The 14,061-nt window shown below is 40.6% G+C and carries 15 protein-coding genes; 13 read left to right on the forward strand and 2 right to left on the reverse strand.

Annotation, left to right across the window (positions count from 1 at the left end):
• The first annotated feature begins 2 nt into the window (after nt 1-2).
• The 5 genes from FAZ25_RS06830 to pyrE are packed head-to-tail and all read left to right on the forward strand — an operon-like array spanning nt 3 to nt 6,609.
• Nucleotides 3-1,091, forward strand: coding sequence for a carbamoyl phosphate synthase small subunit (locus tag FAZ25_RS06830; RefSeq protein ID WP_004900737.1), 1,089 nt, complete (start codon nt 3-5; stop codon nt 1,089-1,091).
• Nucleotides 1,084-4,263, forward strand: a complete 3,180-nt coding sequence (gene carB, locus FAZ25_RS06835; protein WP_192269268.1) for a carbamoyl-phosphate synthase large subunit — start codon at nt 1,084-1,086, stop codon at nt 4,261-4,263. The genes FAZ25_RS06830 and carB overlap by 8 nt, the downstream gene beginning before the upstream one ends.
• Before the next feature lie 52 nt (nt 4,264-4,315).
• The gene (locus FAZ25_RS06840; protein ID WP_004900733.1) at nt 4,316-5,236 is read left to right on the forward strand and encodes a dihydroorotate dehydrogenase; all 921 of its coding nucleotides are present in this window, start codon (nt 4,316-4,318) and stop codon (nt 5,234-5,236) included.
• 40 nt (nt 5,237-5,276) lie between these two features.
• Nucleotides 5,277-5,975, forward strand: coding sequence for an orotidine-5'-phosphate decarboxylase (gene pyrF, locus FAZ25_RS06845; RefSeq protein ID WP_004900729.1), 699 nt, complete (start codon nt 5,277-5,279; stop codon nt 5,973-5,975).
• Between the two features lie 4 nt (nt 5,976-5,979).
• Nucleotides 5,980-6,609 carry an orotate phosphoribosyltransferase gene (gene pyrE, locus FAZ25_RS06850; protein ID WP_192269270.1) on the forward strand — a complete coding sequence of 210 codons (630 nt, stop codon included), beginning with the start codon at nt 5,980-5,982 and terminating at the stop codon, nt 6,607-6,609.
• Between the two features lie 49 nt (nt 6,610-6,658).
• Here pyrE and lexA read toward each other — a convergent pair whose 3' ends face one another.
• The gene (gene lexA, locus FAZ25_RS06855) at nt 6,659-7,294 is read right to left on the reverse strand and encodes a transcriptional repressor LexA (RefSeq protein ID WP_004900722.1); all 636 of its coding nucleotides are present in this window, start codon (nt 7,292-7,294) and stop codon (nt 6,659-6,661) included.
• 206 nt (nt 7,295-7,500) lie between these two features.
• Between lexA and FAZ25_RS06860 the strand changes: the two genes are divergently transcribed.
• The gene (locus tag FAZ25_RS06860; RefSeq protein WP_004900720.1) at nt 7,501-7,734 is read left to right on the forward strand and encodes a YneF family protein; all 234 of its coding nucleotides are present in this window, start codon (nt 7,501-7,503) and stop codon (nt 7,732-7,734) included.
• Nucleotides 7,735-7,744: 10 nt separating this feature from the next.
• On the opposite strand, the gene FAZ25_RS06865 is transcribed toward FAZ25_RS06860, so the two are convergent.
• Complete coding sequence (locus tag FAZ25_RS06865) at nt 7,745-8,380, reverse strand: 1-acyl-sn-glycerol-3-phosphate acyltransferase (RefSeq protein WP_004900716.1); 636 nt, start codon at nt 8,378-8,380, stop codon at nt 7,745-7,747.
• A 58-nt stretch (nt 8,381-8,438) separates the two neighbouring features.
• Here FAZ25_RS06865 and FAZ25_RS06870 point away from each other — a divergent pair, with 58 nt between their 5' ends.
• From FAZ25_RS06870 to glyQ, 7 genes are all read left to right on the forward strand, one after another.
• Nucleotides 8,439-9,200, forward strand: a complete 762-nt coding sequence (locus FAZ25_RS06870; protein ID WP_004909353.1) for a tRNA1(Val) (adenine(37)-N6)-methyltransferase — start codon at nt 8,439-8,441, stop codon at nt 9,198-9,200.
• Nucleotides 9,200-9,478, forward strand: coding sequence for a GIY-YIG nuclease family protein (locus FAZ25_RS06875; RefSeq protein WP_036058372.1), 279 nt, complete (start codon nt 9,200-9,202; stop codon nt 9,476-9,478). Before FAZ25_RS06870 ends, FAZ25_RS06875 begins: the two co-directional genes overlap by 1 nt.
• Before the next feature lie 145 nt (nt 9,479-9,623).
• On the forward strand, nt 9,624-10,400 hold the full coding sequence (rpsB, locus tag FAZ25_RS06880) for a 30S ribosomal protein S2 (RefSeq protein WP_004900710.1): 777 nt from the start codon (nt 9,624-9,626) through the stop codon (nt 10,398-10,400).
• Between the two features lie 123 nt (nt 10,401-10,523).
• The gene (gene tsf / locus FAZ25_RS06885) at nt 10,524-11,399 is read left to right on the forward strand and encodes a translation elongation factor Ts (protein WP_004900706.1); all 876 of its coding nucleotides are present in this window, start codon (nt 10,524-10,526) and stop codon (nt 11,397-11,399) included.
• A gap of 89 nt (nt 11,400-11,488) precedes the next feature.
• The gene (gene pyrH / locus FAZ25_RS06890; RefSeq protein ID WP_004900704.1) at nt 11,489-12,214 is read left to right on the forward strand and encodes a UMP kinase; all 726 of its coding nucleotides are present in this window, start codon (nt 11,489-11,491) and stop codon (nt 12,212-12,214) included.
• Nucleotides 12,214-12,759 carry a ribosome recycling factor gene (gene frr / locus FAZ25_RS06895; protein ID WP_004900699.1) on the forward strand — a complete coding sequence of 182 codons (546 nt, stop codon included), beginning with the start codon at nt 12,214-12,216 and terminating at the stop codon, nt 12,757-12,759. Before pyrH ends, frr begins: the two co-directional genes overlap by 1 nt.
• 354 nt (nt 12,760-13,113) lie before the next feature.
• The gene (gene glyQ / locus FAZ25_RS06900; protein ID WP_004900696.1) at nt 13,114-14,058 is read left to right on the forward strand and encodes a glycine--tRNA ligase subunit alpha; all 945 of its coding nucleotides are present in this window, start codon (nt 13,114-13,116) and stop codon (nt 14,056-14,058) included.
• The last annotated feature ends 3 nt before the right edge of the window (nt 14,059-14,061 follow it).

Consider the following 14,061-nt stretch of genomic DNA (forward strand, 5'->3'; position numbering starts at 1 on the left):
AAATGAAAACACGATACTTAGTACTTGAAAATGGCACGATATATACAGGTGAGGCATTTGGGGCTGATACTGAAGTTATGGCTGAAGTAGTTTTTAATACGGGAATGTCAGGATATCAGGAATCAATTACTGATTTGTCTTACCGCGGTGAAATGATAGTCTTTACCTATCCATTAATTGGTAATTACGGCGTGAATCGTGATGATTTTGAAAGCTTACGACCAGCTGCTTCAGCTATTGTTGTTCACGAAATTGCCCGTCGTCCAAGTAACTGGCGCCAAATGATGAGCTTATCAGAATGGGCTGAACGAACGGGGATGCCTGGCATTACAGGAGTAGATACACGCGCATTAACACGCGAATTACGTGATCATGGTGTTATGAGAGCTGCGCTTGTTGATGATGTCACTGACGATGTGCTAACGAATCTACGTCATTTTCAAACTGATAAAAATATGGTTGCTAATGCCACAACCAAAACGCAATATCAAAACCCCACTGATGGGGTATCCATTGCCTTAATCGATTTTGGTCTAAAAAATTCAATTTTGCGCTCGTTAGCAAAACGTGGTGCCAATGTCATGGTTTTCCCAGCGGATGTTGATGCAGAAACCGTTTTAGCTGCTAATCCAGATGGTATTTTACTATCTAATGGACCTGGAAATCCCGAGGATGCAGCTTATGCGCTCCCAACCATCAAAAGATTACAAGAAAAATTGCCACTTATGGGAATTTGCTTAGGTCATCAGCTTTTCGCATTAGCCAATGGGGCAAAAACTTATAAAATGAAATTTGGTCATCGTGGCTTTAACCATGCTGTGCGACACTTAACTCATGAACGTTTAGATTTCACTTCACAAAATCATGGGTACGCTGTTGATCGTGACAGTTTAGCGCAGACAGAATTAATTGTGACTCACGAAGAAATTAATGATAATACAGTCGAAGGTTTGTCATTGAAGAACCACCATGCTTTTTCAGTACAATTTCATCCAGATGCTGCACCGGGTCCACATGATGCAGAGTATATATTTGACGATTTCTTGACAATGATTGCCGAAACACAAAAGGAGACAACACGACATGCCTAAGCGTAAAGACATTCAAAAAGTATTAGTCATTGGTTCTGGACCAATTGTTATCGGGCAGGCTGCTGAATTTGATTATTCAGGAACGCAAGCAGCGCTCAGTTTGAAAGAAGAAGGCTACTATGTTATTTTAGTCAATTCTAATCCTGCTACCATTATGACAGATGCCGAAATTGCTGATAAAGTTTACATTGAGCCGCTTTCTATAGACTTTATTGAACGTATCTTAAGAAAAGAACGACCAGACGCAATTTTGCCAACATTAGGTGGACAAACTGGCCTGAATATGGCGAAAGATTTGTCTGAAGCTGGTATTTTGGATGAGCTACGTATTGAGTTATTAGGGACAAAGTTATCCGCTATTGAGGAAGCTGAAGATCGCGAAGAATTTAAAGCTTTGATGGAACGTTTAAATGAGCCCATACCGGAATCTGTTATTGCCACAACTGTTGAAGAAGCCGTAGACTTCGCAGATACTCATGGCTATCCAGTCATCGTGCGTCCAGCTTATACACTTGGCGGTACGGGTGGTGGTATCGCCGCCACACATCAAGAATTAGTTGATATCTCAGCCAATGGCTTAGAATTGTCTCCAGTAACGCAAGTCTTGATTGAACGTTCTATAGCAGGTTATAAAGAAATTGAATTTGAGGTCATGCGAGACGTACATGATAATGCATTGGTCGTGGCTTCGATGGAGAATTTTGACCCAGTCGGCGTTCACACAGGTGATTCAATCGTCACGGCGCCAGTTCAAACGTTATCTGATCGCGAAGTACAAATGATGCGTGATGCGGCGCTTAAAATTATTCGTGCCTTGAAAATTGAAGGTGGTGTGAATATTCAAATGGCTTTGGATCCTCAGTCCTATAAATATTATATTATTGAGGTGAATCCACGTGTCTCACGTTCGTCAGCACTGGCCTCTAAAGCAACAGGTTATCCAATTGCGAAAATGGCAGCGAAAATTGCAGTGGGCCTGACGCTTGATGAAATTATTAATCCAGTAACCGGCACAACAAAAGCAGAGTTTGAACCGGCATTAGATTATGTTGTGTTCAAAATTCCACGCTGGCCATTTGACAAGTTTGCTACCGCAGATAGGCGACTTGGGACACAAATGAAAGCAACTGGTGAAGTCATGGCGATTGGGCGTAACATGGAAGAAGCTATGTTGAAAGCTGTTCGTTCACTTGAAATTGGCGTGACCGGTTTGAACGACTTAACTTTTGATGAGTTGTCAGACGAAGCGCTATTATCGGCTTTGATGCCAGCTCGTGATGACCGTTTGTTTATGATTGCGGATCTATTGCGGCGGGGCGTTAGTATTGAAACGATTCATGCTAAGACGCAAATTGATGAATTTTTCTTAGATAAAGTATCTCACGTTGTTGAAATTGAACGCGATTTATCAACCCATGTGGGAGATATCGATTACCTACTTTATGCAAAGAAAAATGGTTTTGCTGATGCGACAATTGCTGGACTTTGGGGTCAAACGGCTGCTGAGGTTCGCAAACAACGTCATGATGCTAATATTCTGCCAGTTTATAAGATGGTCGACACGGTTGCTGCAGAATTTGAGTCCCAAACACCTTATTTTTATGCAACTTACGAACGTGAGAATGAATCTGTACGTTCAAAGAAACCATCTGTCATTGTTTTAGGTTCCGGACCAATTCGTATTGGTCAAGGTGTCGAATTTGATTATGCCACGGTTCATGCGGTGAAAGCCATTCAACGCGCTGGTTATGAAGCCATTATCATGAATTCTAACCCTGAGACTGTATCAACCGATTTTTCAATCTCAGACAAGCTTTATTTTGAACCACTGACATTAGAAGATGTTTTAAATGTTATTGACTTGGAACAACCACTTGGTGTTGTTGTCCAATTCGGTGGACAAACTGCCATTAATTTGGCGCAACCGCTTGAAGAAAATGGCGTAAACATACTTGGAACAACAGTTGATGATTTGAACCGTGCCGAGGATCGCGAGGCCTTTGACCAAGTTATCAAGACGCTTGCGTTGCCACAACCGGTTGGTAAGACGGCGACAACAGTCGATGGTGCACTGAACGCTGCACAGGCTATTGGTTATCCAGTTTTGATTCGACCATCTTATGTTTTAGGTGGCCGTGCTATGGAAATCGTGTCATCTGATGATGAGTTACAAGACTATATGCAGCGTGCTGTGAAGGTTTCCAATGACCATCCTGTATTGATTGATTCTTATCTGGTTGGACAGGAAGCGGAAGTTGATGTGTTGTCCGACGGTGAGACAGCTGTTATTCCAGGAATCATGGAACATATTGAGCGTGCTGGTGTACATTCCGGCGATTCAATGTCAGTTTATCCGCCACAGTATTTATCTCAAAAAGTACAAGATGAAATGACAGCAGCAGCGATTAATCTGGCAAAAGCCATGAACACAATTGGTTTGATGAATGTGCAATTTGTTATTCATGATAATACCGCGTATGTTATTGAAGTCAATCCACGTGCCTCACGTACAGTCCCATTCATTTCAAAAGTGACGCATCTGCCATTAGCACAATTGGCAACACGAGTGATGTTAGGGGAGAAATTAGTAGATATGGGCTTTGAAACAGGTTTGATACCTGCTGACGACATGGTCCACGTAAAAGCACCAATTTTCTCATTTACAAAGTTACCTGATGTAGATTCGTTGCTTGGCCCAGAAATGAAGTCTACAGGTGAAGTCATGGGATCTGATACGACTTTACCTAAAGCCTTATACAAAGCATTCGTTGCCTCTAATATTAAAGTGCCACAATATGGCAATGTCTTGTTCACCGTTGCCGATGCTGATAAGGCTGAAGCAATTAATTTAGCTAAGCGCTTCAATAATCTTGGTTTCGCTTTATTTGCGACATCTGGGACAGGGGCGCACTTTGCTGAACAAAATTTACCGGTAGACATTTTAGACAAAATTGCGGAATCTGATAACAACTCTGTTGCGGCGTTACGTTCACAACGATTACAGGTGGTGATTAACACAACACAAGCCGATGATCGTGCTGAATCCGATGGTCGCTTGATTCGTAATGCAGCCATTGAAAATGCTGTGCCATTATTTACTGCATTAGACACAGTTAGTGCCTTTTTGGATGTACTGGAAAGTCGTAGTTTCACAGTCAACGAGATGAAATAAGCTTGTGATGATCTATTGTGTGAAGTTTGAAAACAAATGAGGAGAGTTAGTGATGATGTCAGAACGCTTAGCTGTAAAATTACCTGGTTTAGACCTGAAAAATCCTATTATGAATTCATCAGGTGCAGTGTTCTTTGGGCTTGAAGATAAAGGTTATGCTATTGAAGAAACTGGTGCATTGGTGACAAAAACGGTGACCATGTCAGCCAGAGCAGGTAATCCACAACCTTGGATTATCAATACACCAAGCGGTATTTTAAATTCGGTTGGTCTCGCAAATCCTGGTATTGAGGCAGTTGTTGCTGATATTTTGCCAGCTATTCATGAGAAATACAAAACCTTACCCGTGTTAGCTTCTGTAGCAGGTGAAACAGTCGGGGAATATGTAGCTTTAACAGAACGCTTAACGGCGACAAAACAAGTCACAGCTATTGAGGCAAATTTATCTTGTCCAAACGTTGACCGTGGTGGTATGGCTTTTGGTGTGACGGCGGAATCAGCTGCGGAAGTTATTCATGCTATGCGCGCTGCAACAACTTTACCCATTTATGCTAAGATGTCACCAAATGTAACTGATATTAAGCCTATTGTTAAAGCAGTTGAAGCGGCTGGTGCTGACGGTATCGTATTAATCAATACGGTTGTCGGTATGAGCTTAGATTTAAATACCAGACAAGCACGACTGGCACGCGGTACTGGTGGCATGTCGGGAACATCAGTCCATCCGATTGCAGTCCGTTTTGTTTACGAGACAGCTCAAACAGTTAGTATTCCAGTAATTGGAGTTGGTGGTGTGAGTACCGTCGATGATGCGCTAGAGTTAATGATGGCTGGTGCTAGTGCTGTGCAAATTGGTACAGCTTTAGCAGGTAATCAGCAAGTAATGGCAGACATTGTTCGTGAGTTGCCAAGTGCTTTAGATAAGTATGGTTTTTCTAATGTTGAAGAAGTCACCAAAACTTTCAAAAAGTAGTCATTTTATCATATAACTCGCCGTAGCGAAAGGAATAAATATGCAGCAAGAACCAGTATTTATTGCGTTAGACTTTCCAGATGCCTTTGCTGTCAGAAAATTTTTGAAACAATTTGACAGTTTGACTGATAAGCCAGCTTTAAAAGTCGGTATGGAACTTTTCTATGCAGAAGGGCCAACATTTGTTAATGAGTTACGTCAGCAAGGGTACACAATCTTTTTGGACCTAAAGCTTTATGATATACCACATACGGTCGGTCGAGCGGTTGCAAGTATTTCAAAATTAGATATTCAATATTTAACGATTCATGCTTCAGGTGGTGCACGTATGATGGCGGCGGCAGTAGCTAATAAGCCTGATAGCATGAAGTTGCTGGCCGTGACCCAATTGACTTCTTTTTCGGAGTCGGAAATGCAAGCAACACAGTTGACACAGGCAAGTTTAGTTGATACAGTGACCCATTTAGCTGCTATGGCTTTTCAGGTGGGTGTTGACGGTACGATTAGTTCACCTGAAGAGGCCAAAGCTATTCAGGCAGTAACGAGTCAGTCATTTGTACGAATTACACCAGGTATTCGTCTGCTAGGCGATGATAATGGTGATCAAAGACGTGTTACAACACCACAAAAAGCGCGTCATCATGGCGCGACTGGCTTAGTTGTGGGTCGATCAATTACGCAAGCGGTATCACCACTAGAAGCCTACCAACGTGTTTTACAAGAATGGTGTAAGGACTAAGAATATGACAAACTATGCAGAACAAGTAGCCAATGATTTATTAGCCATTGAGGCCGTAAAATTTTCACCAGAATCACCATTTACTTGGGCCTCTGGCATTAAAAGCCCAATATATACGGACAACCGTATGACGATTGGTTTTCCAGCGGTACGCCAAAATATTTTCAAAGGTTTAGCTGAATTAATTCAATCATACTATCCTGATGCTGACATTATTGGTGGTGTTGCAACGGCCGGTATTCCTCATGCGGCTTGGGTTGCTGAAGGGTTAAATAAACCGATGATTTATGTCCGTTCCAAGCCAAAAGATCATGGTGCTGGTAGACAGACAGAAGGAGCTGAAGTAAAGGGTAAAAATGTTGTCTTGATTGATGATTTGATTTCGACGGGTGGGTCAGTTTTGAGTGCAGTTAAAGCTGTTCGCCAAGAAGGCGCCAACGTTCTTGGCGTTGTGTCGATTTTCTCTTATGAATTGCCAGCCGGCATCGCTAATTTTTCGGCGGAAAACTTAACTTTTCAGTCATTAACAACCTATTCGCAATTAGTTCATGCAGCCATTGCTCGTGGTGACTTAAATCAATCACAGTTAGCAACTTTAACTGATTGGCAAAAAAGTCCTGAAACTTGGGCATAATAAAAAAGTTGACATGGCTTTAAAGCCATGTCAGCTTTTTTATTTGTTATTAGTAAATAGCATCTCGGTATAAGCCAATAACTTTACCTAATATAGCAACTTGTTTAAGGATGATTGGCGCCATCGCATCGTTTTCTGGTTGTAAACGGAAATGATCTGCTTCGCGGAAAAAACGCTTGACTGTGGCTTCGTCATCGTCATTCATGGCAACAACAACATCACCGTTATCAGCATTATCTTGTTTTCTGACAATGACCTTGTCACCATCTAGGATACCAATGTTAATCATTGAATTACCACGAACATTCAACATAAACATATCGCCATCAAATTGCATCAAATTATCAGGAATTGGGAAAAATTCAGTAGCTTCTTCTTCTACTGCTAATATCGGTGCGCCAGCAGTTACCTGACCAAGAACTGGAATTCGACCCGGTGTTGTTGATACACCAAGTGCCTCTAATCCAGAATCAGTCACTTCAATTGCTCGAGCGCGCGGCTTTGAAGCATCCTTTAACAGATACCCCTTTTTGACCAATCTTTCAATGTGACCGTGAATGGTTGAGGATGAAGAAAGCCCCACAGCTTCACCAACTTCACGCACGGTTGGGGGATAACCATTATTTAGCTGAGCTTCGTGAATAAATCTTAAAACTTGAATTTGTTTGCTTTCCTGAATTGCCATGATGGGTTTAATCCTTACTAAACGTAGTTTAATGTAATTTCATTATAACTAAAATAAAATAATTAATCAAACGTTTGTTCGTTTTTTCGAAAAATTCGGCACAATATTGTCAGAAATTGTGCGCTATCTTTGTAAAGAACGACTTTATCAATCGCAACTTTATGCTATAATAACTCATAGACATTTTATTAAGGGGTTGTTGAACCATGAATTTAGGATTTGGAATCTTAATCTTTGTTTTAGGGCTAGTTATTGGACTTGTCATTGGTTTCTTTGTTGCGCGTAACTCAATGAAGAGTTATTTGGCAAAGAATCCACCAATTTCAGAGGAAATGATGAAGTCGATGATGATGTCAATGGGTCAAAAGCCATCACAGAAAAAGCTCAACCAAATGATGGCACAAATGAAACAACAAAGTGAACAGTCACAAAAAAAATAAGCCATTTGGCTTATTTTTTTTCACGTTTAGGGTCGATATAACGCCAGTTAGGATTAACTTCAGCATCCAATTGATCGAAAGCGGCTTGAATCTTAACGGTATATTTGGTAATGTTTTCTTTGTTTAACTTATCTTTGCGGTCAATGACAATGGGTTCTCCAAAATTGATTGTCGTGTTATTACGCTTAAATAGTTGACCAAATGTTACAGGTCCTTGGTAAACGGCTGGCACAATGGCTTTGCCTGACATTTTAGCAATAACTAACGTGCCAGATTTTAAATCGTCACTATGCCGTGATCCTGACGGGAACATAATTAACGAGCGGTTACCTGATTTCAGTTCTCTAACAGGTGTTTTAATGACACTTGGACCAACATTATTGCGATCAACCGGAAAAGCGCCTGCGGATTTAATTAACCAAGCCAGTGGTTTGAATTTGAATAACTCGATTTTAGCCATGAAAATGAAAGACTTCGGATAGGCAGCAATCGCATACCATACCGGATCCCACCAAGTACGATGTGGGCCGACTAATATATAGTTATCATCGGTCGGGATGCGATCTTTATTCATATATTTAATGCGACCGGTTACCGCCCACACGATACCAACTGCAATAATACGCAGAAAATCATAAAATTTCATTATTTATTCACCTCATAAACTATCTACCCATTTTACACGATAAAGCGAGAAAAAAACAATGATTCAACCAATTCTTAAAGAAGGCGAACGAATTGATGGTTTGCCATCACAAAAAATAAATATTATTCAAAATCCAGATATGTTTTCTTATTCTTTGGATGCAGTATTGTTAGCCCATTTTGCTGATGTGAAAGGCAAAGGGACGGGCTTGACGGTTGACCTTGGTGCTGGGACAGGGGCTGTTGGCTTATTTTACGCCCCTAAAGTTACTGGCAAGTTGGCTCTAGTCGAAATACAGCCAGAACTAGCAGACATGGCGAAACGTAGTATTGCGATGAATGAGTTGACGCAACGGGTTTCAGTCATTGAATCTGATATGAAAGCTATATTTGAAGATATTCAGCCAGGCTCGGTGGAGACTGTGTTATCTAATCCGCCTTATTTTCCATTAAATGAGACAACTAAAACAAATCACGATAAGCATTACCAGTTGGCGCGGCATGAGCTGACAATTGATTTGCCAGGCCTAGCTCAAGTCGTGAATAAATTACTGAAAAATAACGGTAAATTTTACATGGTTCATAGACCAGATAGATTAGCAGATATTTTTGCTGCGTTTGCTAGCAGAAAATTGATGATTAAGCGTATCCAGTTTGTTTATGGTAAAGCAAACCGTGAAGCCAATATGGTTTTAATTGAAGCCATTAAATCAGGACGACCTGGTGGTGTGCGGATTATGCCGCCAATCATTGCTTATACATCGGAAAATAACTATACCAAAGCAGTATCTGATATTCTATATGGTACGTCATGGTCATGATGGCACACTACTATTTTTACGTGCTGTATACGGCAGATGGTTATTTTTACGGTGGTTTCACGAATAATCTTGCAAAACGTTTGGCGACTCATGAAGCGGGTAAGGGGGCTAAATTTACTCGGGTTAAATCACGTCACCCCCTTCAAATGATCCACTCAGAATCTTTTGATACGAAACACGAAGCACTCCACGCTGAAGCAATGTTTAAGCAACTAACGCGGCAACAAAAAGAGGCTTATTTGGTTTTAAAGGGTGTTTCAGAAGATATATGGCATTAAGTACTTGCATTTAGGGTAGCTATTACGTATAATTATTTATGTTGTGAATAGCGACAAATACACACGGCAAACGAGTTCATGTAGGTGCAGCAATGTCATTATGAATGTCGAATTTGTCGGCGGAAAAAACCTAGGAGGCCATATCATGGCAGTTATTTCAATGAAAGAACTCCTCGAAGCAGGAGTACACTTCGGTCACCAAACACGTCGTTGGGACCCAAAGATGGATGAGTATATCTTTACAGAACGTAATGGTATTCACATCATCGATTTGCAAAAGACAGTTAAGTTAGTTGATGAAGCATATAACTTTATGCGTAATGCATCAACTGATGGTGCTAACTTCTTGTTTGTTGGTACAAAGAAGCAAGCTTCAGATGCAATTGCTGAAGAAGCTGCACGTGCTGGTCAATACTTCATCAACCACCGTTGGTTGGGTGGTACTTTGACTAACTGGAACACAATCAAGACACGTATCCAACGTTTGAAGGATTTGGAAGCAATGGCCGAAGATGGCACATTCGAACAATTACCTAAAAAAGAAGTTGTCTTGTTGAACAAGCAACGCGAAAAGTTGAACAAGTTCTTGGGTGGTATCAAGGATATGCCTGGTTTGCCAGATGTATTGTTTGTTGTTGATCCTAAGAAAGAAGAGATTGCCGTTAAGGAAGCCAACATGTTAAACATTCCAGTTGTGGCTATGATTGACACTAACGCTAATCCTGAAGTTGTTGACGTTAAGATTCCTGCTAACGATGATGCTATCCGTGCCGTTCGCTTGATTACTGCTAAGATGGCTGATGCCATTATCGAAGGTCGTCAAGGTCAAGATTCAGCACCTGAAGACGCTTTTGTTGCTGGTGACGAAAACACAGAATCAATCGAAGAAATTGCTAACATCGTTGAAGAAGGCAATAACTAATAATTAAATGACATTTGCCGTTCCTGCGGACCTGTATGGGACGCACACGGCATTTTTTATTTCTTCGAAACCAAATAAAACCATGATATAATAATCATATAAATATTTTAGAGGAGCATTACAATGGCAATTACTGCTGCACAAGTAAAAGAATTACGCGATAAGACATCTGTTGGTATGATGGATGCCAAGAAAGCTTTGGTTGAAGCTGATGGTGATTTGGAAAAGGCAATCGACCTACTCCGCGAAAAGGGTATGGCAAAAGCTGCCAAGAAGGGTGACCGTGTTGCAGCTGAAGGTATGACTTTTGTTGCTGTCAAGGGCAACAAAGCAGCAATTATTGAATTAAACTCAGAAACAGACTTCGTTGCTGGAAACGCTGAATTTAATGATTTGTTAAAGGCGGTTGCTAATACAGTCGTTGAAATGTCACCTGCTGATGTTGAAGCTGCTTTAGCATTAGAAGTTGAAGCTGGCCAAACATTGAATGATAAAATCATTGGTACATCACAAATTACTGGTGAAAAGATCACATTGCGTCGTTTTGCTGTTGTTGAAAAGACTGATTCAGAAAACTTTGGTGCATACTCTCACTTAGCTGGTTCAATTTCAGCGTTAGTTGTTGTTGATGGTGCTTCCGAAGAAGCAGCTAAGGACATTGCTATGCATATTGCTGCTATTGCACCACAATATGTTTCTGATGCTGAAGTGCCTGCTGACGTTATTGAACGCGAAAAAGCAGTGCAATTGGCTTCAGAAGACCTTGCCGGTAAGCCAGATAACATTAAAGAAAAGATGGTTGAAGGACGCATCAAAAAGTTCTTGGCCGAAATCACATTGTTAGACCAAGCATTTGTTAAAAATAGCGATCAGACTGTTGCTGAGTTTATTGCATCACAAAATGGTTCTGTGAAGTCATTTGTACGTTACCAAGTAGGTGAAGGTATCGAAAAGAAAGTAACTGATTTAGCTGAAGAAGTTGCTAAGCAATTAGGTTAATTTTGTTAAAAAGTGCGTTATTTTATGATGACGCACTTTTTTTGCGGAATATTTTGGTATAATTGATGAGATGGAAAATGAGGTGAATCATGACGGATATTAAATACAAACGTGTTTTGATGAAACTTTCAGGCGAGGCTTTGGCTGGTGATAAGGGTCAGGGTATTGATTTGGATACAGTTTCTGAAATTGCGCAAGATTTGAAAGAAGTACACGAATTAGGGACACAAATTGCAATTGTCGTCGGTGGTGGTAATTTATGGCGTGGTGAACCAGCTGCAAAAGTTGGCATGGAACGTTCACGTGCTGATTATACAGGTATGCTTGGGACAACAATGAACGCTTTAGTTTTGCAAGATGCCTTAGAACGTGCTGGTGTTGACACACGTGTTCAAACAGCGATTACAATGCAACAAATTGCTGAGCCTTATATTCGTGGCCGTGCGATTCGTCACTTGGAAAAGGGTCGTATTGTTATTTTTGCTGCAGGAACAGGATCACCCTACTTCTCAACAGACACGACAGCTGCTTTGCGTGCCAATGAAATCAATGCAGATGCTATCTTGATGGGTAAAAATGGCGTTGATGGCATCTATGATTCGGATCCAAATAAGAACAAGAATGCCGTGAAGTTCGAAGAATTAACACACTTAGATATTTTGAAAAAAGGCTTAAAAGTAATGGATGCGACTGCGAGTTCATTATCAATGGATAATAATATGCCATTGGTTGTCTTCAACTTAAACACACCAGGAAATTTGAAGCGGGCCGTACTAGGCGAAAATATTGGGACAACAGTTACAGGAGAAAAATAATGGCTTTTGATTTAACAGATGCAAAGTCACGTATGCAAGGCGCGCAAGATGCTCTGCAGCGTGAATTAACAAGTATTCGTACAGGACGTGCGAATCCACATATTTTAGACCGAATTGAAGTTGAATATTATGGTGCGATGACACCCTTGAATCAAGTAGCATCAATTTCAGTGCCTGAAGCACGTGTGTTATTAATCACACCCTTTGATAAGACGGCTCTAGAAGAAATTATTCGTGCAATTAATATGTCTGATTTAGGCTTAAATCCTTCTTCTGACGGCAATATTGTGCGTCTGATGATTCCACAAATGACGGAAGAGGGTCGTAAAGACCTTGCAAAGCAAGTTAAGGCCGAAGCAGAAAAAGCAAAGGTCTCTGTTCGTAATGTCCGTCGCGATGCAATGGATTCAGTCAAAAAAGATAAAGAAATGCCTGAAGATGATGTCCGTAAGGCGGAAAATGATATTCAAAAGTTAACAGATAATAATATTAAAGCAATTGATGATATCGTATCAGAAAAAGAAAAAGAACTGTTAACTATTTAAGTAAAAAGCCGTGTAGGCTTTTTTTACTACTATGCAAACCAAAATGGAAATATCCTGGCAAAGTCTTCTTTAATGTTGAAATGTGACAACAGATAGTAGACAAGCGCTTGACGTTTTTCTAGTGGCAGTGCATAATATAATTAATGAAGTTTGCAAACTAAGAAATCATGTGGCGATGATGGAGTGCGCGAACGATTCGAGTGTCTGCGTATACGCAGGAAATCAGGTGGAACCGCGCGTGAGCGTCCTGATGTCAGTATTTTGGCATTGGTACAGTTCAGGCGTTTTTTGTTGCTAAAAAGCATCTACTGTTACAATGTTAAACAGTCAATAGAAAGCAATAGGAAGAATAGTATGACGAGTCAAAAGCTATCATTACAAGATATTATTTTAACGCTACAGCAATATTGGGCTAACCAGGGTGCAAATTTGATGCAGGCTTATGATAATGAAGTCGGTGCGGGAACACAATCCCCCTATACATTTTTGCGCGCTAATGGGCCAGAACCATGGCATGCAGCTTATGTTCAGCCTTCACGTCGACCAGCTGACGGTCGTTATGGGGATAATCCCAATCGACTTTTTCAACACCATCAGTTTCAGGTTGTTATGAAGCCTAGCCCTGATAATATACAAGAATTATACTTGGGTTCTTTAGAGGCATTAGGTATTAAGCCGCTTGAACATGACATACGCTTTGTTGAAGATAATTGGGAAAATCCTTCAATGGGTGCGGCAGGCATTGGTTGGGAAGTATGGCTTGACGGTATGGAAGTGACGCAGTTTACCTATTTTCAACAAGTTGGTGGTATCGAAGTTGACTCGGTTACTGCTGAAGTAACATATGGTTTGGAAAGACTAGCTTCTTATATTCAAGATGTGCCAACTGTATATGATTTGGATTGGGGAAATGGTGTTTTATATGGTGATATTTTTAAAGAACCTGAATATGAACATTCAAAATATGCTTTTGAGGCTTCCGATCAAACAATGTTATTAAGACATTTTGATGATTTTGAAAAAGAAGCCACTCGCTTACTTGATCTTGGGCTTGTTCATCCAGCCTATGATTATATTTTAAAATCATCGCATACATTTAATTTGTTAGATGCTAGCGGCAGTGTTTCTGTTACTGAACGAGCTGGTTATTTGCATCGTATTCGGACAATGGCACGTCGTGTGTCTAAGGTGTTTATTGATGAGCGCGCCAAATTAGGATTCCCACTACTTAAAGATAATGATTTACGTGAAATCTATTTAGGTGAGCACGGCAAGTATACACTAACAGAGGAGAATTAATTT

The organism is Leuconostoc sp. LN180020 (assembly GCF_014844115.1).
In the GTDB taxonomy this organism is placed as follows: Bacteria; Bacillota; Bacilli; order Lactobacillales; family Lactobacillaceae; genus Leuconostoc; species Leuconostoc citreum.

What these genes read in the sequence shown, in the direction of transcription:
- lexA (WP_004900722.1), bottom strand. Translation starts at nt 7,294, where the DNA reads ATGGCAATTCAGGAAAGCAAACAAATTCAAGTTTTAAGATTTATTCAC.
- FAZ25_RS06870 (WP_004909353.1), top strand. Translation starts at nt 8,439, where the DNA reads ATGATTCAACCAATTCTTAAAGAAGGCGAACGAATTGATGGTTTGCCA.
- frr (WP_004900699.1), top strand. Translation starts at nt 12,214, where the DNA reads ATGGCTTTTGATTTAACAGATGCAAAGTCACGTATGCAAGGCGCGCAA.
- FAZ25_RS06865 (WP_004900716.1), bottom strand. Translation starts at nt 8,380, where the DNA reads ATGAAATTTTATGATTTTCTGCGTATTATTGCAGTTGGTATCGTGTGG.
- FAZ25_RS06875 (WP_036058372.1), top strand. Translation starts at nt 9,200, where the DNA reads ATGGCACACTACTATTTTTACGTGCTGTATACGGCAGATGGTTATTTT.
- tsf (WP_004900706.1), top strand. Translation starts at nt 10,524, where the DNA reads ATGGCAATTACTGCTGCACAAGTAAAAGAATTACGCGATAAGACATCT.
- glyQ (WP_004900696.1), top strand. Translation starts at nt 13,114, where the DNA reads ATGACGAGTCAAAAGCTATCATTACAAGATATTATTTTAACGCTACAG.
- FAZ25_RS06840 (WP_004900733.1), top strand. Translation starts at nt 4,316, where the DNA reads ATGATGTCAGAACGCTTAGCTGTAAAATTACCTGGTTTAGACCTGAAA.
- pyrH (WP_004900704.1), top strand. Translation starts at nt 11,489, where the DNA reads ATGACGGATATTAAATACAAACGTGTTTTGATGAAACTTTCAGGCGAG.
- pyrF (WP_004900729.1), top strand. Translation starts at nt 5,277, where the DNA reads ATGCAGCAAGAACCAGTATTTATTGCGTTAGACTTTCCAGATGCCTTT.
- FAZ25_RS06830 (WP_004900737.1), top strand. Translation starts at nt 3, where the DNA reads ATGAAAACACGATACTTAGTACTTGAAAATGGCACGATATATACAGGT.
- carB (WP_192269268.1), top strand. Translation starts at nt 1,084, where the DNA reads ATGCCTAAGCGTAAAGACATTCAAAAAGTATTAGTCATTGGTTCTGGA.
- rpsB (WP_004900710.1), top strand. Translation starts at nt 9,624, where the DNA reads ATGGCAGTTATTTCAATGAAAGAACTCCTCGAAGCAGGAGTACACTTC.
- FAZ25_RS06860 (WP_004900720.1), top strand. Translation starts at nt 7,501, where the DNA reads ATGAATTTAGGATTTGGAATCTTAATCTTTGTTTTAGGGCTAGTTATT.
- pyrE (WP_192269270.1), top strand. Translation starts at nt 5,980, where the DNA reads ATGACAAACTATGCAGAACAAGTAGCCAATGATTTATTAGCCATTGAG.